This is a genomic window from Lysobacter enzymogenes, assembly GCF_023617245.1.
Classification (GTDB): domain Bacteria; phylum Pseudomonadota; class Gammaproteobacteria; order Xanthomonadales; family Xanthomonadaceae; genus Lysobacter; species Lysobacter yananisis.
In genome coordinates this window covers 994,847-1,014,126 of the sequence record NZ_CP067396.1, presented here as the reverse complement: position 1 = coordinate 1,014,126, position 19,280 = coordinate 994,847, and the positions used below count along the sequence as shown (strand labels likewise).

General features: G+C 65.2%; 16 protein-coding genes. 6 read left to right on the top strand and 10 right to left on the bottom strand.

What is annotated here, in order from left to right; translation table 11 throughout:
- Positions 1–5: 5 nt before the first annotated feature.
- Positions 6–755, top strand: a complete 750-nt coding sequence (locus JHW41_RS04315; RefSeq protein ID WP_250449153.1) for a hypothetical protein — start codon at positions 6–8, stop codon at positions 753–755.
- Positions 756–1,037: 282 nt separating this feature from the next.
- Here JHW41_RS04315 and JHW41_RS04310 read toward each other — a convergent pair whose 3' ends face one another.
- The 7 genes from JHW41_RS04310 to JHW41_RS04280 form a co-directional block, all read right to left on the bottom strand.
- Complete coding sequence (locus tag JHW41_RS04310; RefSeq protein WP_250449152.1) at positions 1,038–1,376, bottom strand: hypothetical protein; 339 nt, start codon at positions 1,374–1,376, stop codon at positions 1,038–1,040.
- 159 nt (positions 1,377–1,535) lie between these two features.
- A complete protein-coding gene (locus tag JHW41_RS04305) occupies positions 1,536–1,946 on the bottom strand; it encodes a hypothetical protein (protein ID WP_250449151.1) in 411 nt (136 codons plus the stop codon).
- Positions 1,947–2,118: 172 nt separating this feature from the next.
- Entirely contained in the window at positions 2,119–2,601 is a 483-nt protein-coding gene (locus JHW41_RS04300) for a hypothetical protein (protein ID WP_250449150.1), read from the bottom strand.
- A gap of 106 nt (positions 2,602–2,707) precedes the next feature.
- Entirely contained in the window at positions 2,708–4,153 is a 1,446-nt protein-coding gene (locus tag JHW41_RS04295) for a peptidoglycan-binding domain-containing protein (protein ID WP_250449149.1), read from the bottom strand.
- A gap of 30 nt (positions 4,154–4,183) precedes the next feature.
- The gene (locus JHW41_RS04290; protein WP_250449148.1) at positions 4,184–4,813 is read right to left on the bottom strand and encodes a hypothetical protein; all 630 of its coding nucleotides are present in this window, start codon (positions 4,811–4,813) and stop codon (positions 4,184–4,186) included.
- Between the two features lie 807 nt (positions 4,814–5,620).
- Positions 5,621–6,331, bottom strand: coding sequence for a DMP19 family protein (locus JHW41_RS04285; RefSeq protein ID WP_250449147.1), 711 nt, complete (start codon positions 6,329–6,331; stop codon positions 5,621–5,623).
- A 536-nt stretch (positions 6,332–6,867) separates the two neighbouring features.
- Positions 6,868–7,110, bottom strand: a complete 243-nt coding sequence (locus tag JHW41_RS04280) for a helix-turn-helix domain-containing protein (RefSeq protein WP_250449146.1) — start codon at positions 7,108–7,110, stop codon at positions 6,868–6,870.
- A gap of 205 nt (positions 7,111–7,315) precedes the next feature.
- Between JHW41_RS04280 and JHW41_RS04275 the strand changes: the two genes are divergently transcribed.
- Positions 7,316–9,184, top strand: coding sequence for a DUF262 domain-containing protein (locus tag JHW41_RS04275; RefSeq protein ID WP_250449145.1), 1,869 nt, complete (start codon positions 7,316–7,318; stop codon positions 9,182–9,184).
- A 45-nt stretch (positions 9,185–9,229) separates the two neighbouring features.
- On the opposite strand, the gene JHW41_RS04270 is transcribed toward JHW41_RS04275, so the two are convergent.
- Together JHW41_RS04270 and JHW41_RS04265 are read right to left on the bottom strand one after the other, a co-directional pair.
- Positions 9,230–10,873 (bottom strand): M28 family metallopeptidase, encoded by a 1,644-nt coding sequence (locus tag JHW41_RS04270; RefSeq protein ID WP_250451395.1) that lies wholly within the window; start codon positions 10,871–10,873, stop codon positions 9,230–9,232.
- Positions 10,874–11,320: 447 nt separating this feature from the next.
- Positions 11,321–12,202: a LysR family transcriptional regulator gene (locus JHW41_RS04265; RefSeq protein ID WP_057949035.1), complete on the bottom strand. Its 882-nt coding sequence runs from the start codon at positions 12,200–12,202 to the stop codon at positions 11,321–11,323.
- A gap of 286 nt (positions 12,203–12,488) precedes the next feature.
- Between JHW41_RS04265 and JHW41_RS04260 the strand changes: the two genes are divergently transcribed.
- From JHW41_RS04260 to JHW41_RS04245, 4 genes are all read left to right on the top strand, one after another.
- Entirely contained in the window at positions 12,489–14,048 is a 1,560-nt protein-coding gene (locus JHW41_RS04260) for an MFS transporter (RefSeq protein ID WP_250449144.1), read from the top strand.
- Positions 14,049–14,289: 241 nt separating this feature from the next.
- A complete protein-coding gene (gene bla, locus JHW41_RS04255; protein WP_250449143.1) occupies positions 14,290–15,189 on the top strand; it encodes a class A beta-lactamase in 900 nt (299 codons plus the stop codon).
- Positions 15,190–15,313: 124 nt separating this feature from the next.
- A complete protein-coding gene (bla, locus tag JHW41_RS04250) occupies positions 15,314–16,240 on the top strand; it encodes a class A beta-lactamase (RefSeq protein ID WP_250449142.1) in 927 nt (308 codons plus the stop codon).
- 136 nt (positions 16,241–16,376) lie between these two features.
- Complete coding sequence (locus JHW41_RS04245) at positions 16,377–18,485, top strand: NHL repeat-containing protein (RefSeq protein WP_250449141.1); 2,109 nt, start codon at positions 16,377–16,379, stop codon at positions 18,483–18,485.
- A gap of 119 nt (positions 18,486–18,604) precedes the next feature.
- Here JHW41_RS04245 and JHW41_RS04240 read toward each other — a convergent pair whose 3' ends face one another.
- On the bottom strand, positions 18,605–19,072 hold the full coding sequence (locus tag JHW41_RS04240; protein ID WP_078997166.1) for a hypothetical protein: 468 nt from the start codon (positions 19,070–19,072) through the stop codon (positions 18,605–18,607).
- Positions 19,073–19,280 lie beyond the last annotated feature (208 nt).

Here is a 19,280-nt window from a genome sequence, read left to right as displayed (position 1 = left end):
CCGCAATGAAGCGACCCGCCGCCGTGGTGCGGCGGGTCGCGACGAGTAGCGGCCTTGCGCTCGTTCTCGTGTGCGCGCTCGCCGGCCCCGCGTGGGCCGGCGACGCGGTCGCGACGAACGCGGCGCCGGCCGACACCGTCGCGGCGTCCGCGACCGTGCCGGACACGCAAGCCTTGGTCGCCGAATACAAGGTGCGCGACGCTCGCGGCGAACGCAGCCTGACCCTGGTGCGCAGCGCCGACCGCATCGAATACCGCCAGCCCGGCGAACCCGCCGAACTGTGGCGACAGACGCCCGACGGCATCGCCCGCCTGGAACTGTTCGCCGCGGAAAAGCGCAGCGTCGCCTGGGCGCCCGGCGACCTGCGCACCACCGGCCGCATGCCGCAGTGGGAGCAATTGGCGAGCCCGATCAACCCGCAACTGCGCGACAAGCTCAAGCGCGACGGCTCGGCCAAGGTGTTGGGGCTGAGCGCGGAACGCTATCGCGGCGAAAGCGCGGAAGGCCAAGCGATCGCACTGGAATGGCTGTCCGCCGAAGGCCTGCCGGCGTACTACCGCACCGGCCCGGCGAAACCGAAGGCGGGCGATACCGGTTTCTACGAACTGAAGCTGGTCAAGCTCGAACGTGTCGGCCCGCAAACCGCCTTCACCGCCACCGGCGACTACCGCGAGACCGACTACGCCGACCTCGGCGACATGGAACTCGACCCGTTCGCCGCGGCCTACCTCAAGCGCAACGGCCACGCGCATTGACGCGGGAGGGACTTCAGTCCCGATGCCTTTCGCTCAGGTCGCCTCGCCGCATCGGACCCGAAAGCGTCGGGGCTAAAGCCCCTCCCACACGAGCCGGCCCACTGTGGGAGGGACTTTAGTCCCGACGCCTTACGCTCAGGCCGCACTGACGCATCGGCCCGAAAACGCGGGAACCACACCCTCTCATCACAAACGGCCCCGCTCGACCGCGCGCCGCGCGCAAGAAACGGCGCCGCTTCCGCGACGCCGTTCCGACCTAACCGCAATGGTCCACGCAGCAGCTTACTGCTGCTTCAGACAGACCACATAAGCCGTCGCGATGATGGCACTGTCCGGCGAGGGATAGGCGCTGGTATAGCGAATGCCCCAACCCTGCACGCCATTGTTCGAGATCGGCGCGCTCTTGGAGATGTAAAGATCGAGCGCATCGAAGGTCTTGTAGCCGCCGCCCGTCGCCACTTCCCCGGGCTCGCACCACACATCCACGTCTCGGCTGTGCGGCGCGGGGAAACCCCAGATCGTCGTATGGCGCACGGTCTGGACCAGGGCCGCATGCGCCGACGTGGACACCCCAAGAGCGAACAGGCCCGCGGCCAGGACTTTCAGCTTCTTGCCAAGCATGTACTTCCTCCTTGAATGACGATGAGCGCCGCCAGCCGAAGCGCACCATGCGCTTCCACTGCGCGGGCGATTCATCATGGCATGGGCGAGACACCGATCAGGCGCGCGTTATCTGCGTTCGGTCACAGATGGCAACGGCCCCGCATCGGCCTGAAGCCGTCACCCGCCGGCGCGCAGCGCGGTCTGCTCGTCGAGCCTGCAGAAATAGACCTGGGTGTCGTATTTGCGGCCCTCGCGCACGAAGGCCGCGAACTCGGCCGGCGAGAAATCGCCAGTGGCGAGAAATTCGCGCAGTTTGAACATCGCGTAGTCGATGGTTTCATCAGCCATTGACAAGCGCACCGCGGTCTCGGACTTGACGATCGCATCCTCGGCCGAGCGCGCCAGCACGATGCGGGCCACAGCGACCGAGGCCTCATGCAGGCGCGTCGCCACGAGATCCTCGCTGGCCTCCTCCCGATCCGCCGATGCGAGAGCCCGCATGGCGGCCAGCATGGCTTCGGCGCCGACTCGATCGAACCAAAAGCTCAGTTCGTCGGCGCTGTGCGGACCAAAGCGGTAGGCGATCATGGCGTCTGTCTCCAGTTCCTTGGGCCCGGGCAGGTGGGGCACGGCCGCTGGAAAGACTCGCTCACCCGGCACCGCATCCGCAACGCCTGCGAATTAGCTGGCGTTCGCAAGTGCGATACTTGTAAAGCGGGTAGAAGCTCGTACAAAGCGAATCCAGCCTTCCGCCGGCTCTCTAGAAGTATCGACGCCCATTCGACGAAGGAGGCCACGCTCCGGCTTCCAGTTCGCTCCCCACCACAAAACGCTCCCGGTCCAACTGAAACATCCATTCCTCCCGCCCTCGCACGGCGCCGTCCTTGACGGGGACATGCACGGCCGGCCCGCCGAACCGCTCGCAGAAAAAAAGCCATGCATCGCCCTGGATCGGCTCGTTCACGCTCTCGGGCGGCCGCTCCTTCTCAAGGGGATAGATGAATTCCACCAGCCAGAACCGAGCCTGCGCATCCACTCGGTAGACCGGGATATAACCGGACCACAGCGCCGAGCACCGGATCTTCGTGTCCGGGCTCGGCGTCGCCAGCGTACGGTAGCTTTGCCGCATGTCCCAACCCGATTCGCTGTCGGGCACATGCGCCAGGACCCGGTACAAGTGCAGACCGGAGAAGTCCAAGGCTTCGCATTCGTTGGTGAGGCGATAGGGTCGTTGGGCGGTCATCGGTTCGGAGGCGGCATGGTCCGCGCGGAAGCGTATCCCGGTTTGGGGCTACGCGTACCAAAACCGCTGTAGCTGCCCCCCAGGAATCGCAGCGACCATTGCCTCGTTAGCCCCGTACCAGCGGGCTTTTCTGTAGTTCCTGCACCGCTGTCTCTTGAGCTATATCAAACATCGGAGCCTTGATCTCCTCCAGCTTGCCCAGCGACTCCTCGACAGCGGTCCGCGCCGCAGCCTGGCCTGCCACATCGACACGGCGATTCGCCGGATCGGCCAAGTCTCCCACGACCGCGAATACATGGCGCCCAGAACCATCGGCCGCTGGGTTCCCAACAACGACGTGATCCGGACGATCGATACCTTGACGGCGGCATTCGACCGCCAAGCACACAGCAATCCGATCCATATCCGCATCCGCCGGAACCGCGCCTTGAACGGAAAACGCCCGCGGCAATCGCTCTCGCAAAGATTGCACCAGAGCATCGCTCATTCCCGGCGATGAGGTTGCGGAGAACACGGGATCGAGCGGCCTACGGCGCTCACCGGCTTCTTCGATCTGTCTCGGGGTCGGTGGCGCGCATGGACGGTCGTCCGCTCCCACTCCAAACGGATGAGGCATCGGAGCGAATGGCGCCTCCTGGGGCGAGATCCCCTCGAGCGCGGGGTCGAACGTCGGCGGCGCTTTCGCAGGGATGCCTTGCAACATGTGCCTATCGATATCGCCGGTCTGCGGCACGCATTGCTCACGCTGGTAATCGAGCACCGCACGTTGCATGTTCAAGCGATACACGCCATCGACCTCCAACGGATCGCCGTCTGCACCGATGTGGCCCAAACGGTTCAGATGCTCCTGCACATCGCGGATGCGCGAACTGGACTCCCCTAACCGCAATGCGCCGTCGTCCACCACGGCCCGAGGGCGAATGCCGGCCCGATGCTCGGGCTCCAACTTGAACCGTCCCTCCGTCAAATCGGCAACGTAGTTCTCGAACTGCCGGTAGTAACGGGTGTCCATCTCCAGGTGGACGTGCTTGCCTTTGGTAGCGACATCGTCCTGCTGACCCAGCGTCTGACCGTAAACGACCTGCTTGCCCTCCAGATCGGGAATCTTGCTCATATGCCGCACGCGAGCGATCAGGTCGCCATCCTTGCGGTCGTAGATATCGACCAACCCTTGGCTTCGACTGACTCTTTGGACATAGCCGTCCATAGGCGACGGCACATCCACATCGCGGCCGGCGCCGCGGGGCTTGGTGGAGTCCTCGAGAAGAAAGTCCTTTTTCAGCAGGACTTGATCCGGTTTCAACCCCTGGAAATCGCGACCACCGCGGGCCATCTCGATTTCCTGGATCTCGCCGCTGATGAACGCGTGGAGCCGCCCGGACTGCCCATCCACGACCAAACCGTTTTGCAGTCGCGCCCGCCTGTTGTCGCCAGGGTGATGCGTGGCTAAGCCATCGAAGTCCGCAACCGGCTCATTGACCTGCAAGCCCGCACGTCCACGCGGTGGGCCCAATTGTTCGACCCGATACGGCGTGCCTTCCCCATCGTCCATGATCGCCCCCTTCCAGCTGCCGAAAGAACCTCACCTCATTGGCGCCTCATGCTCGCGCTGTGCGCGGCACTCGTCCGGCCACTTGCACTCTACGATCGCTTCGCGCTCCCAACGTTCCACAAAGCGCCAGCAGCCAGAGGTCAACTCGTAGGTGTCGATATCGCCCTCGTCGTACTCGACCTCATAGCGGACATCCGTCACGCGGCGGATGCGGAAGAGAGGAAGCCCGGCGTAAGACACGTCCGTTTCGTCCGCTTGAATGCTGTTCCATCGCTGGCCCGGCTTCAGCTTCTTGCCCGACCATATGAAACGCTCGCTCGCCGCGTCGTAGCGGTACTTGACCCGTGCCGGACCGGCCTCCTCATCCACCACCCACTTCGGGTGCGCCGGATCGCCGGGCTGGGTGTTGTGCTTCCAGTAGTAGGGATACTTATGGCGGATACGGCGCGCCGAAAACGTGTCCTGCAGATCCGCGCTGTTGACGAACTCTTTCAGGAACACATCGAACTGCTGGGATGGGCAAGCGAATGCGCCATGCGCGCTCTTCGCCACCGACGCCTGACGCGATTCGGGCGGTTTTGGGGAAATCTGCGCGGCTGCGGGGGACACACTCGGCGCCGGTGGTTCCGCCTCGGTGGCGCAAGCGAAGAGCGAGGTCATTACCCCTGCCAGCACCACGGTTCGCAAAAGCCGTTGAGCCAAGCCACGACCTGAACGTCCCTGAGCGAATCGCATGCGCTTTCTCCTGTGACGCTGGCGGCTACCTTAGGCCGCCCGGACCCCGGCGGGAAGTACCCGTTGGTTACTGCCAGACCCGAACCGCCTTCGCCGCTGCTGAATCAGCACATCAGTGCCAGCTCATGTCATCGGAGTACACGATGCATGTGCCGGGCCGGAGGACGATTTCGTAGGCGGATTCCGCTGTCGCGTGCACCGGTCCGGCGGCGCTTCTTCGCGACGCGTGGCTCCGAAGCGACACGCTACGACTCAAGTAAGGATTTTTTGCCCTCCGGAGAGCTTCGCTTAGTCTCGCGCAAGCCGTTTTTGCTCTGCGTTGAGCCTCGCGCGGCTTCGCGTGAGCCTCTTTCGCTCAACGCCAAGCAAATTCGGGGCTCGCATGAAGAAAATCGGCTTAAGCGAGGAGCTTTTCGGGACTCGCGTAAGCGAATTTGCGACATCGATAGAGCAAAACGGGACTTGCGTGAGGAAATTTCGGACTCGCTTGAGCCAAGAAGGGACTCGCGAGAACCAATTTTGTCCATCGATAAGGCAATTCACGACTCGCGTGAAGCTTTTTTGGCTTCGCGAATGGAAAAAAGACTCAAAACTTGTGCACGTCCGGCTGTGCGAGGCGCTGACGGGGTCTATGAACGTCCGGAGCAAAGCCGCCGTGGCGGGAGCACCTGCAGGAGACGAGGGGGCCGGCAGGCGCGTCGGCTTCGCGCCCGCCTCGCGGCGGGGCGCTCGTCACTCTGGTGAGAAGTCCTCAAGCACCAAGCCGCCATCGTGCCGGCCGACCACGCGGAACCGCAGCCGCGTCCCGTCCTTCTGCCGCAACCAGCACCAGGCGCTGCCTTCGCTCTCGAGCGCCAGCCCCATCTCGTAATGCGCCGGACCGCGATTGGCTTCGTATGGATAGACACCAGGCTTATCGGGGCCGGGCGCCTCGAAGAGACCGGCCGACTCGGCCCCATGGAAGAACGTCACCCAAGGCGAAACCAGCGAGCGGACGAACGATTCCTGATGCTCCCGAACATACGCCGCCACCCAGTCGTCGAACGCCTCGCCAAGCGAACGCACGGCACGGTCTTGCGCGTCCCAAAGCGCGCCGGCCTCATCGCCGGACGCAAGCGGATTCATCCGTTCGGCTCGCTCATCGGGTTTGCCGGGCGGCAGGCCGTCGGGGAACACGGCCTTTGCATCCAGACAGGCTTGCCACGCCGCCTCGGCGCCCACCGCCTTGAATGCGTCCGCCACCTCGTCGAGGTCGGCGGACGACGCATACAACTGCGCGAATCCGCCCTCGACGATCACGCCCCTGGCCCACCACGCCAACAGGACGACGCGCTCGGGAACCGTAAGCGCAGCCCTGCCCTCACGCTCGGCCTTGGGCGTCAGTCCGTAGGTATAGATCGCGTGTACGAACTTGAAGGAAGTCAGTGTACCGATGCCAGCCATGATCCATTCCGTGATCCGGGAAATTGGAAGGATATAGAGCTGGCTCAGCGAAATGCGGGAACCTCGGACTTCCACGGGCAAATGCCGAGCCTCACGCGAGGAGGCCGTGGGCGAATCGGGTTAGCGCGCAGGACGCGCGGCCGGCGCTCGACGCTTGGGGTGCGACTTCGGCGCCGACGGACTTACCCGTGCCTTCAACTCCACTGCGAGGCTGCGCTGCTCGCGCTCGGGGAGGAGGCTGAAGGCAAGGATGACTTCGGCCAAGTTGCTGTTGTCAGCGTAAAGGTAAGCACGGGGAACACCGAGAGCATCTGCCCAGTCTTGAACTGCATTCTCTGATGAACCTCCCCCTCTCAAATGTTTCGGTGACTTCACTGCCAACCGAAGGGCATTACGCTGCTGCATATGCGGCTCCTTCCAAGTCCGGTGTCACACGTGACGGCCCGGTAACTGAACCAGAATAGCCCAATTCGGGATAATTTTATCCCAAATTGGGCTATTCGCAAGCAGCACACATAGAATTTGGGTCGCTCAGCTCATTTTTTGGAGTTCGTAACCTGACGAAGGACCTCGCCAGGATCTATCGACAAACAGGCACACACCTGAAGGAAGTCGATGACGTCGAGTCTGCGCTCTCCTAATTCGTACTTCGATACGAACGACTGAGCACGTTTAAGCTTCTCTGCGACTTGCGCTTGAGTCAGCCCTGCTCGCTCGCGAGCCTCGACCAGAAGCTGTCGCAGACGTAGGTACTCGGGCTTGGCAATGGCGGCAGGCACCGCACAAGCCTATAGGCCAAGGGCAAATAACCCATTTTGGGCTAACCCTAACCCCCACCTCGCCTCGATGCCTGCTGTAGCAGGCAGATGATGACAAGGGGGCGCACAGCATGGCCGTCATCTCAAGCGAATTACGTACCGCCTTGCGTCCTGCAAGTTGGATACGCTGTGCCCTAACCAAGACGTCAACAGGGGAATAGTAGCCATGGCGTATATAACACCCGCATCGCTAAGCACTCGCCAATGTTTTCAGCATCATTACTCCCTCCCATACTTCCAGCGTGAGTACAAATGGGAGAACAGTCATTTTTTAGAGATGCTCAATGATATTCAGCAAGCCTTTTTATCCTCTTACGAGCCTACTCACGGACGTAGAGACGTCTCCGGCTACCCCCCCTACTTCCTAGGATCGATAATAACGGCAGGAGAAGTTAGCGGAAAGAAGCCTCTCATCGACGGACAACAACGCCTAACATCTTTATTTCTGCTGATCGCGTTTCTTGGGCGATACGCTAAAGACGGAGATGTAAAAGACCCTCCAGATCTAAAAGGCTTGCTTGGCCGAGTAAACTACGGCGAACTCGACTACAGCATTGAATTTACAGCCGCCAGAAAGGCAATCTTCGATAACTACATAGATGAAGACAAGAATTATGACGAAGCTGTTGCGGCAGCCGAAGATGTTGCCGGCATAGACGACGGCGACAAAAAGATACTAGAGGCCCTTCGCAGCGTCGGCGATGCACTCGACTCGACCGTGAAAGAAAATATAACTTTCTTCATGGACTATCTAGTCGAAAAAGTACAGCTCATTGAAATTTCCGTGGAAACCGAGACGGAAGCTCACCGCGTGTTCGTAACAATGAATGATCGCGGACTTCGACTCGGCCCTATCGATCTATTGAAAGGAAAAATACTTTCCCAGATAAATGACGCAACAGACAGTCGCGCTAGTCACGCTGTGTGGATAGAAACGATGTACCAACTGCGGAAACATGGCAGCGAAGAAGATTCACTGTTTTTCAGAAGTCTACTCCGAGCTCGATGGGCCGAGTCCATGCGCGGCAAGAAGAAAGATGACGCGCCAGGTGATTTCGACATGATTGGCGATGCGTACCATCGCTGGTTTGAGGAGAATAGCCAGAAACTGAAAATTCGAACTTCAGATGATTATTTAAAATTCGCCAAAGACCAGCTCCCTAAATACGCCGAAATTTATCTAAAGATAAAAGAGGCGGAGGAGAACATGATCCCAGGGCTCGAGAGCATTTACTACAACGCCGCTCGAAAATTCAGCTTCCAATCGCAAGTACTGCTTGCATGCATAGACCTGGCAGATACAACAGAAGCATGGAAAAAGAAAATAAACCTAACCGCCAGACTTATTGACTTAATACTTACATCTCGCGCAATCGAAGGAAAGGAGAACAATTACGACAATCTGAAATCTCTCTCTTTTGATCTGACACGAAATCTACGTAACAAAGACTACGACGCGCTACTGGCTTACATCCAACACACGTGGGATGAATACTTCACAGGCATTCAAGCAGTACCATCGATGAAGTATGCGTACGCAGATCGATCTGATTTGCTGTACGTGCTGGCCCGCATAGCTTCCCACTTGGAAATCGAGCTTCTACTTACTAATAAGGTAGGCTTTATCGGATACTGGCAACGAGACAAAGGCGCCAAAACCTTTGATATCGAACACTTGCTGCTAGCTAAATTTGACACAGCCAAGCTACCCAATAACCACGGCTTCGCTGACAGCAAACAGTATGAAGAGAGCAGAGATTCAATAGGCGCACTGGTTCTACTCTCACGATCAAGAAATCGATCCCTTAAAGATTCCAGCTACAAAGACAAGCTGGCCGCTTACGCAACCGAAAACATTCTTTCCCAGACCCTGGCTTCCGAATTTTATAAAAACAACCCCAATGTAACTAGGTACTTTTCTGAAAATCCAGATATCAGTTTCGAGCCATACCCGGAATTTGGTAATGACCAAATCACGTTCAGAGCAAAAGCCTATAAATCTTTAGCCGAAAAAATTTGGAGTAAGCCAGCTTAAAGAAAAGCCGCGGGGAACAGATTCCCCGCGGCGTCTTCCCTACAGCTACTTAGTTGATCGCTCCCCCGCACTCTCATCCCGAGCCGCCCGAAACTCCGAATCCTCCGCCCAGTTCGGCCACCGGTTCGAATTCGCCAGATCGCTACCCAACGTGTAGAGAATCTGCAGATCCCGCGCCATGCCGGTGAAGGTCCAGCTGGCTTCCCACTGGTCCGCCGGCTGGTGGTAGCGATCCTTCACATAAGCCTCGCTCTCCGCCTTGCCCGCGGCGACGCCGCCGTCGACCTTGTCTTCGCCCGAGCCGAACGACACCGCCGGGACGCCGCGCTTGGCGAAGGGGAAGTGGTCGGAGCGGAAGAAGTGGCCGGCCTCGGGCTTGGGGTCGGGCGCGTAGGTGACGTTCCACTTCTGCGCGGTGGCGATCAGTTCGTCGAGCAGTTCCTGCTTGGCGCTGCCGGAGGTGGTGAAGTCGCGCGCGGGGCCGGTGGGGTCGAGGGCGTCGGTGTTGATGACGGCGACGGTCTTGGCCAGCGGGTACAGCGGTTTGGCGCTGTAGAACTCGGAGCCGAGCAGGCCCTTTTCTTCGGCGGTCACGGCCAGGAACACGACCGAGCGCTGCGGCTTCTTGGCCTTGGCGAAGGTGCGGCCCATTTCGATCAGGGCGGCGGTGCCGGTGGCGTTGTCGACGGCGCCGTTGTAGATGGTGTCGCCCTTGGCGTCGGGCTGGCCGATGCCGAGGTGGTCCCAGTGGGCGCTGTAGATGACGGTTTCGTCGGGGCGCTTGCTACCTTCGACGCGGCCGACGACGTTCTGCGAGGTGATGACTTCGCTGTCGACGGCGTAGTTGGCCGAGAAGCTGATGTTCTTCAGCGTCACCGGCTTGAAGTCGCGGGTCTGGGCCTGCTTCTTGAGCTTGTCGAAGTCCAGGCCGGCGCTCTTGAACAGGGCGACGGCGGTGTCGCGCTGGATCCAGCCTTCCAGGGTCGGGTGGGTCGCGCGCGGGTTGTCGCGGACCACGTCGAACATGGTGTTGGTGTTGGAGTTCTTGACTGTGGCCCAGCCGTAGGACGCCGGGTCGGTCTCGTGCACGATCAGCAGGCCGAGCGCGCCGCGGCGCGCGGCTTCTTCGTATTTATAGGTCCAGCGACCGTAGTAGGTCATGGCCTTGCCGCCGAAGTCGCCTTGGCCGGTCTCGAAGTCCGGGTCGTTGATCAGGACGACGGCGATCTTGCCCTTGAGGTCGACGCCCTTGAAGTCGTCCCACTGGCGCTCGGGGGCGCTGACGCCGTAGCCGGCGAACACCAGCGGCGCGTTCTTGATAGCGACGGTCTTGGAGCCGTCGAGCGCGGCGCGCACGGCGATCTCGTTGCCCTGGGTCAGCGGGCGGGCTTTCTTCTTGATCGAGTACGACAAAGTCGGAGTGCCGGCGATCTGCGAGCGCAGCAGCGGCACGGCCTGGGTCCACAGGCGCTTGCCGTCCTTGAGGTCGCCGCCGGGCTGGACGCCGGCCGCCTTGAACTGGGCGACCAGGTAATCGATGGTCTTGGTCTCGCCCTCGGTGGCGGGGCCGCGGCCCTGGAAGTCGTCGGAGGACAGCGTCTTCACTTCCTCGGACAGGCGCTTGGTGTCGAAGGTCGGGGCCTTCGGCGCTTTCGGCGCCTTGGCCGGCTTGGCGGCGTAGGCGGGCATCGACAGGACGGCGGCGCAAAGCACCGCCAGCGGAGTGGCGATCAATTTCATAGGTGGGGCCCCAGGGGTGGTCGGCCGATACTAGCCAGGGGCGCGTGACGGGTCTATTGGTTCTTGGGGTGGGGTTCGTGGGGGAGCCGGAAGCCCTTGTAGGAGCGGCGCGAGCCGCGACCGCGGGGGTGCGGCGGGCGGCGTCGGGTATGGTCGGGCGGCGATTTTCGCGAGGGCGTCGGCATTGAGGGTGGCGCCGGTGGGTGCGGTGGCGCGGTCGCGGCTTGCGCCGCTCCTACAGGCGGAAGCGCGGCTGCGGTCGCATCGTGTGGGGAGCGGCCCCGGCTGTTGTGGGAGGGCCTTCAGGCCCGATGCCTTTCGCTCAGGTCGCGGCGAACTGGAAGAAGAGCGTCGGGCCTGAAGGCCCTCCCACAAGGGCACAGGCTGGGCTTTGGCTCAGGCGCTGCGCAGGGTGCGCGCGGGGGTCGGCGCGCTGTCGGGCAGTTCTTCGATCATGCGGCCGAACGCGGCCACCGCCGGGGTGCAGGCGCCGGGGCGGCGCAGCAACACGAATTCGGCCGGCGGCAGTTTCGGCAGGCCGTAGTGGCCGTCGACGATGCGCATGCCGGCTTCGACGTCGTCCTCGATCATCACGGTGATGCCCAGGCCCGCGGCGACGGCGGCGAGCAGGCCTTGCTGGCTCGGCGAGGTGAACACGACATGCCAGTCCACGCCGGTGCCGTCGAGCGCGGACACGCCGATGTGGCGGTTGACGCACGGCGAGGGAAAGAACGCGAACGGCAGCGAGCGGCCGGCGTCGATGTCGAAGTGGTCGGCGGCGACCCAGACGAACCGCGTGCGCCGCAGCACTTGTTCGCCGTTGCGGCCGGGCAGGCCGATGACCACGGCGATGTCGAGTTCGTCGTTGTCGACCATCTGCCGCAGGTCCATGCTCATGCTGACGTTGACGTCCATGCGCACGTTCGGGAACGCGCAGGCGAACTGGCGCAGCAGGCCCGGCAGGCGGTCGCCGATGAAGTTCTCGGGCACGCCGAAACGCACGCTGCCGGCGATCGGCGAGGGCTGGAAGCGGCGCGACAGCGCTTCCAGCGAATGCAGGATCTGTTGCGCGTGGCGCAGGAAGTCTTCGCCGTCTTCGGTCACGGTCAGCCGGCGCGTGGTGCGGTGGAGCAAGGCGCGGCCGACCTGGTCTTCGAGGCGGCGGATCTGGTGGCTGATCGCGGACTGGGTCAGGTGCAGGCGTTCGCCGGCGCGGGTGAAGCCGCCGGTTTCGACGACGGCGACGAAGGTGCGCAGCAGGGTCGGGTCGAAATCCATCGCGGGGGCCTCGCGATTGATGATGGCGGGTGATGGATTCTACAAAATCAAATCATTTCCCTCATGAGTGACCGGGGAACACAATGGCTGCGCTGTCGGGACGCTGCGCCGCGCGCTCCGGCGGCCGGCCGCGGCGGCCGTCCCCGCCATGACGCTGGCAGCAGCCCCGCGCGAGGCTGAGGCCCCGACGCGTCCTTGCGCCCCACCCTGCCCCACACGCGAAGCCCGCGGGCCCGCGGCGCGTCCGCTCGCCCGCGCTTCGCCGACGTTTTCAACGGATGCCCCCATGACCTTGTCCGTCTCGACACGCAACGCGCTCGCCCTCGGCGCGATCAGCCTGGCCGCGCTGATGTTCGGCCTGGAGATCTCCAGCGTGCCGGTGATCCTGCCGACCCTGGAAAAACAGCTGCACGGCAGCCTGCGCGATCTGCAGTGGGTGATGAACGCCTACACCCTGGCCTGCACCACGGTGCTGATGGCCGCCGGCACGTTCGCCGACCGCTACGGGCGGCGGCGGGTGTTCGTGATCAGCACGATCGCGTTCGGCCTGACCTCGCTGCTCTGCGGGCTGGCGCCGAACATGCCGGTGCTGATCGCGGGGCGCTTCCTGCAGGGACTGGCCGGCGGCGCGATGCTGACCAGCCAGTTCGCGATCCTCTCGCACCAGTTCCGCGAAGGCCGCGAGCGCAGCCGCGCGTTCGCGGTGTTCGGCATCGTGTTCGGCTTCGGTCTGGGATTCGGGCCGATCATCGGCGGCGGCATCGTCGCGCTGTCGAGCTGGCCGTGGGTGTTCCTGGTGCACGCGCCGCTGGCGGCGCTGACCTGGGCGATGGTGATGGCCGGCGCGCAGGAATCGCGCGAGGCTCACAGCCATCGGCTCGACGTGGCGGGGCTGGCGACATTGTCGCTGGCGGTGCTGGGGCTGACGTTCTACATCACCCAGGCGCCGGAGACGGGCTACGCCGATACGCCGCTGCTGGGCGTTCTGGTCGCCGCGGTGGCGGCCCTGGCCGCGTTCGTGCGGATCGAACGGCGCCATCCGCATCCGATGTTCGAGTTCGGCGTGTTCCGCATCCGCGCGTTTTCCGGCGCGATCATGGGTTCGATCGGGATGAACTTCAGCTTCTGGCCGCTGATGATCTACCTGCCGATCTACTTCCAGAGCGCGCTCGGCTACGACGCGGTCAGCGCCGGCACCGCCCTGCTCGCTTACACCGTGCCGACCCTGGCGATGCCGCCGCTGGCCGAGCGCTGGGCCCAGCGCTACGGCGCGGGACGGGTGATTCCGGCGGGATTGGCGCTGATCGGCGCCGGCTTCCTGGCGATGTACGCGGGCAGTCTGCCGGCCGCGGCGAGTTGGAAAACGTTGCTGCCGGGCGCGGTGTTGTCGGGGATCGGGTTGGGGCTGACCAACACCTTGGTCAGCAACACCACGACCGGATCGGTGCCGGCCTCGCGCACCGGCATGGCCTCGGGCATCGACATGAGCGCGCGGTTGATCACGTTGGCGATCAATATCGCCTTGATGGGCTCGATCCTGATCGCAGGGATCGCATCGCATCTGCGCGATGCGGTCGGTGCGGCGCTCGACGACGGACAGTTGCGCGCGCTGGCCGCGCGGATCGCGGTGGGCGATCTGGAAGCTGTGCGCAGGCTCGAGTTGGGCGGCGAAGCGGGCGCGGTGGCGCACGCGGCGCTGGTGCACGGGTTCGCGTGGCTGTGGTGGTACGGCGGGTTCGGCGTACTGGTGCTGGCCGCGTTTAGTTGGCGACTGTTCGCGCAGCAGCGTCGGTCGCATGCGGATGGCGAGGTGCCGCAGGCGTCGTCCGGCGTGCGGGCGCATTGACGTGGGAGGGCCTTCAGGCCCGATGCGTTCCACCTGGATCGCCGCGCCCTGAAACGAAAGCATCGGGCCTCAAGGCCCTCCCACGGCGGGGCGCCGCGGCCAGCAGAACTTGGGCGAACGGACCGCTTGGGCAAATCGCGTTGCGCCGCAAGGATTTCTTTTGCCTCCCGCGAGAAATCCTCGTTTGCGGCATCACGCCGGGCCTGCGAATAATCGCGGCTCGCCCCGACGGAGTTCCCCCATGCAACGACGCGATTTCCTCCAGTTCACCGGCACCGCCCTGCTCGCCGGCGGCGCGTTCGCCAGTTTCGGCGCCGCCGCGCTCAAGCCGGCACCGGCCGACGAAGCGCTGCGGGCGAAGTTGGCGGAACTGGAAAAACGCAGCGGCGGCCGTCTCGGCGTGTCGGCGCTGGACACCGGCGACGGCCGTCGTTTCGATCTGCGCGGCGATGAGCGCTTCGCCATGTGCAGCACGTTCAAGTTCCTGCTGTCGGCGGCGGTGTTGCACAAGGTCGACCGCGGCGATCTCGACCTGCGCCAGCGCATCGCCGTGCCCAAGTCGGCGTTGTTGCCGCACGCGCCGTTCACCGCGCCGATCGCCGAGGCCGGCGGCGATGCCAGCGTCGCCCAGCTGTGCGAGGCGACCATGACCCTCAGCGACAATCCCGCCGCCAACCTGCTGCTGCCGCTGGTCGGCAATCCGGCCGGGCTGACCCGGTTCCTGCGCGGCATCGGCGATGCGGTCACGCGGCTGGACCGCAACGAACCCGAGCTCAACACCGCGATCCCCGGCGACCCGCGCGACACCACTTCGCCCAACGCGATGCTCGCCAGCATGCGCACGCTGCTGCTCGGCGACGCGCTCGGCGCGGCCTCGCGCAAGCAACTGACCGATTGGCTGATCGCCAACAAGACCGGCGACAAGCGCCTGCGCGCGGGCCTGCCGAAAGACTGGCGCATCGGCGACAAGACCGGCAGCGGCAACGGCACCACCAACGACATCGCCATCGTCTGGCCGACCGGGCGCAAGCCGGTGTTCGTCGTCACCTACCTCACCCAGGCCCGCGGCGAGGACGAACAGCGCAGCGCGATCCTCGCCGATTGCGCGCGCGCCCTGGCCGCGCATTGGATCGCGGCCTGAATGCGGCATCGCGGCGCGCGCCGGCGCGCTGCGAGGAAATCTTTTGCCTGGGGCGAGAATTCTTCGTTTGTGGCCGCGCGGCCCGCTTCGAATAATCCAGGCTCCTCACCGCAAGGAGCCGGACATGCAACGACGCGATTTCCTGCACAGCGCCATCGCCCTGACCCTCGCCGTCGGCGCCACGCCGCTCGCCGGCGCGCTGGCGGCGCAACGTTCCGGAGGCCGCGACGCAGCGGCCGCGCGCGCCGACAGCGACCAAGCGCTGCGCGAGCGCCTGGCCGCGATGGAACGGCGCAGCGGCGGACGCCTCGGCGTGGCCGTGCTCGACACCGGCGACGCGCGCCATTGGTCGATGCGCGGCGACGAGCGCTTCCCGATGTGCAGCACCTACAAGCTGCCGCTGGTGGCCGCGGTGCTGCGCAAGGCCGAGCTGGGCCAGATCGACCTGAATGCGCGCATCGCCGTGCCGGCGAACGCGCTGGTGCCCAATTCGCCGGCCACCGCGGCGCTCGCCCGCAACGGCGGCAGCGCCAGCGTCGCGCGTCTGTGCGAGGTCTCGTTGACGGTCAGCGACAACACCGCCGCCAATCTGCTGCTGCCGCTGGCCGGCGATCCGGCCGGCGTGAACGGGTTCCTGCGCGGCCTCGGCGACGCGGTCACCCAGGTGCAGCGCACGCCCGGCGCGCCGCTGCCCGGCGGCGACGCGCGCGATGTCACCACGCCCGACGCCATGCTCGCCACCATGCGCGCGGTGTTGCTCGGCGATGCGCTCGGCGACGCGTCGCGCCAGCGCCTGACCGAGTGGATGCTCGCCGCCACGACCGGCCCGCGCCGCCTGCGCGCGGGCCTGCCGTCGGGCTGGCGCATGGGCCACAAGACCGGCACCGGCCACGACAGCGCCAACGACGTCGCTATCGTCTGGCCGGGCCGGCGCAAGCCGGTGCTGATCGCCAGCTACCTCACCGGCGCGTCGGGGGACAATACGTCGCGCGATTCGATCTTGGCCGATGCGGCGCGCGCGCTGGCCGCGCATTGGATCGGCGCGGCCTGAGCGACGGCGCGGCGGCGATGCGCGGCGCGACGCGACGCAGCGCGGACATGCCGCGCGCCGTCCCAGACGCGCTGACATAGAATCGGGCGCTTGAGCGCGCCGCGTCCGCGATGCGGCGCGCGCCCCGAGGAACCGCATGTCCCGCAAACCCTGGATCCTGCTCGCCGTCGGCGTCACCGCGCTCGCGCTCGCCGCGACCTTCGTGTTCGAACCCAAGCCCGGCGGCTTGCTCGCGCCCAAGCCGGCACCGCCGCCGCCCACGCCGTTCGACTGGAGCTCGCAGGTGGAATGGATCGCCGGCGACGGCGTGCGCGGGCTGCGCAACGGCGCCAAGGCGCAGGCGCGCTTCGACGATCCCTACGGCCTGGTGCGCACCGGCAACGGCACGCTCTACATCGCCGACGCCGGCGACAACAACCGCATCCGCATGGTCGGCGCCGACGGGCGCGTGGCCACGGTCGCCGGTTCCAAGGAAGGCTTCGTCGACGGCTCCGGTTTGTCCGCGGCGTTCGATACGCCCTCGGGCCTGGCGCTGGACGGCGACGGCAATCTGTACGTGGCCGATACCGGCAACCACGCGATCCGCAAGATTTCCAGGCAGGGCGTGGTCAGCACGCTGGCCGGCGACGGCACGCCCGGCTATCGCGACGGGCCCGGCGCGCAGGCGCGGTTCGACGGGCCGATGGGCGTGGCGGTGAGCCGGCGCGGGCGGGTGTTCGTCGCCGACACCTACAACGACCGCATCCGCGTGATCGAGCCCGACGGCACGGTGAGCACATTGGCCGGCAACGGCCGACCCGGCTTCGCCGACGGCGCGGCGGCGATCGCCCAGTTCGACACGCCCACCGCGCTGGCGCTGGATGCGCGCGGCCTGCTGTGGGTCGCCGATACGCGCAACAAGGCGCTGCGCAGGGTCGAGCCCGACGGCGATGTCGCGACCCTGGCGCTGGCGCCGGGCGAATCGAACCGCAGCCCGCTGGTGCGGCCGGCGGCGCTGGCGATCACCCACGACGGTTGGTTCTACGTCGCCGATCAGGCGCTTGGCGGCGTGTTGCAGATCCGCCCCGACGGCAACTGGGCGCTGATCAGCGGCGACAGCCAGGACCAACGCCTGTCGCGCCTGGCCGGACTGGCGCTGGCCGACGACGGCTCGCTGTACCTCAACGACGCCAACGGCCACCGCGTGCACCGCATCGCGCCGGCCGCGCCGGCGGTGGCGCCGCCGGCCAACGGGCCGGTCGGCCCGGCCGACGCCGATCCGCTGCCCGACACCGCGGGGCGCTGGCCGCTGAAGCCGCAGGACGGCTGGCACGAAGTGGTCGGCACGCTCGGCGAGGTGCGCGGCGACGGCTACGGCGAAAGCCGCCACCACCTGCACGGCGGCCTCGACATCCGCGGCGACATCGGCCAGCAGGTGCTGGCCATCGCCGATGCCAAGGTGTCCGCGCCGGTGGCGTCGTGGGGTTTCGGCAATCTCGGCGAAGGCGCCGAACTCGGCCGGCTGTCCTACATCCACATGCGCGTGGGCCGCACCGCGCAGGGCGAGCCGCTCGACACCGACCGCTTCCAGCCGGTCTACGGCGACGACGGCAAGCTCGAACGCATGCGCCTGCGCCGCGGCACCCGCTTCGCCGTCGGCGACGTACTGGGCACGATCAATCCGATGGCGCACGTGCACCTGAGCCTGGGGCCGAGCGGCTTCGAGCGCAACGCGATCGCGCTGGACTTCGTCGGTTACGCCGACCATGTGCCGCCGCGGCTGGAACGCATCGAACTGCTCGACGCGCTCGGCCAGCCGCTGAAGGACAAGCGCGAGGGCCGCTTGATCGTGCCGCGCGCGCTGTCGGGATTGCAGCTCGTCGCCGAAGGCTGGGACCAGGTCGACGACAATCTGCCGCGGCGGCGGCTGGGGCTGTATGCCGTCGGCTATCAATGGCTCGACGCGCAAGGCAAACCGCTGCCGGGCTATGAAACGCCGCGCATGAACATCGAGTTCGACCGCTTGCCGCCGGACGATGCGACCCAGACGATCTACGCGCCGGGCAGCGGCATCACCGTGCATGGCAGCGCGGTGACGCGCTTTCGTTATGTGCTCAGCAACACCGTGCGCGGCGGGCGGGTCAGCGAAGGGCTGTGGCTGCCGAGCGAATTCGCCGCGGGCGACTACACCTTGCGGGTGGTGGCGCGCGACTACAGCGGCAACGAGGCGGTGGGGCGGCGGGATCTGGCGATACGGTTGCAGTGATCGGTTTGCGAGTGGGCGTGCGGTAAGCGCAAGAGCAGGATCAAGATGGGTTCCGGCTTTCGCCGGAATGACGATGTCTTGGGAGCCGGCGATGAGGCATCGGGCGGCGCGCCCGATGCTCAGCCCGACAAGGTCCAGGCGAACACGAAGTAGTGGCGGTCGGTCTCGACCAGCGCCGCCACGTCGTTGAACTGCTGGTACATGCGCAGGCCGCGGCGCCAGCCTTCGGGCTCGCGCACGAACGCGGGCAGCGGCGCGCGCAGCATCGCCGCGTACTCGCCGACGATGCGCGCGAACACCGCACGATCGATCGGTTGGCACAGCGCGGCCTCGATGTAGCGGATCTCGCCCGGATGCGCCTGGGCGCCGTCGATGCGCGCGCCGAAGCGTTCGCCGGCGCGCTGCGCGGCGATCCAGAAATGCAGCGGTTCGGCGAACTTCGCGCGTTCGCCGCGGACCACGCCGATGGCCTGGCCCGAGGCCGGCTGGGAGAAATCGCCGGGGCCGAATTCCACGAGGTCCAGCGCGCCCGCGGGCGCCGGCGGCGCCTGGCGCCAGTGTGCGATCAGATGACTGCGGTCGAACATTGCCTACTGCTCTGGTGACGGCTTGCGTTAGCTGCGCCGGATGATCGCATGCCGGCTCCGGCCAGCGCGACCTGGAGGCAAGGCCACGCTTCAGGTTGTGGCCGCGCGGCGGAAAAAAAGCACAGGCGGTCACGTGGGAAACCGGCGATCGGACCGGAAACGCAAAGTCGGCGCGGCAGGGTGTCGTAGCTGCGAGGCGGGAACAGGA

Bases quoted from the DNA above. Each gene is read 5' to 3' on its own strand.
- JHW41_RS04305 (WP_250449151.1), bottom strand. From the start codon at position 1,946: ATGATCGCCTACCGCTTTGGTCCGCACAGCGCCGACGAACTGAGCTTT.
- JHW41_RS04290 (WP_250449148.1), bottom strand. From the start codon at position 4,813: ATGACCTCGCTCTTCGCTTGCGCCACCGAGGCGGAACCACCGGCGCCG.
- JHW41_RS04270 (WP_250451395.1), bottom strand. From the start codon at position 10,873: ATGCCCGCCTACGCCGCCAAGCCGGCCAAGGCGCCGAAAGCGCCGAAG.
- JHW41_RS04245 (WP_250449141.1), top strand. From the start codon at position 16,377: ATGTCCCGCAAACCCTGGATCCTGCTCGCCGTCGGCGTCACCGCGCTC.
- JHW41_RS04295 (WP_250449149.1), bottom strand. From the start codon at position 4,153: ATGGACGATGGGGAAGGCACGCCGTATCGGGTCGAACAATTGGGCCCA.
- JHW41_RS04285 (WP_250449147.1), bottom strand. From the start codon at position 6,331: ATGGCTGGCATCGGTACACTGACTTCCTTCAAGTTCGTACACGCGATC.
- JHW41_RS04315 (WP_250449153.1), top strand. From the start codon at position 6: ATGAAGCGACCCGCCGCCGTGGTGCGGCGGGTCGCGACGAGTAGCGGC.
- JHW41_RS04300 (WP_250449150.1), bottom strand. From the start codon at position 2,601: ATGACCGCCCAACGACCCTATCGCCTCACCAACGAATGCGAAGCCTTG.
- JHW41_RS04240 (WP_078997166.1), bottom strand. From the start codon at position 19,072: ATGTTCGACCGCAGTCATCTGATCGCACACTGGCGCCAGGCGCCGCCG.
- JHW41_RS04275 (WP_250449145.1), top strand. From the start codon at position 7,316: ATGGCGTATATAACACCCGCATCGCTAAGCACTCGCCAATGTTTTCAG.
- JHW41_RS04260 (WP_250449144.1), top strand. From the start codon at position 12,489: ATGACCTTGTCCGTCTCGACACGCAACGCGCTCGCCCTCGGCGCGATC.
- bla (WP_250449143.1), top strand. From the start codon at position 14,290: ATGCAACGACGCGATTTCCTCCAGTTCACCGGCACCGCCCTGCTCGCC.
- bla (WP_250449142.1), top strand. From the start codon at position 15,314: ATGCAACGACGCGATTTCCTGCACAGCGCCATCGCCCTGACCCTCGCC.
- JHW41_RS04310 (WP_250449152.1), bottom strand. From the start codon at position 1,376: ATGCTTGGCAAGAAGCTGAAAGTCCTGGCCGCGGGCCTGTTCGCTCTT.
- JHW41_RS04265 (WP_057949035.1), bottom strand. From the start codon at position 12,202: ATGGATTTCGACCCGACCCTGCTGCGCACCTTCGTCGCCGTCGTCGAA.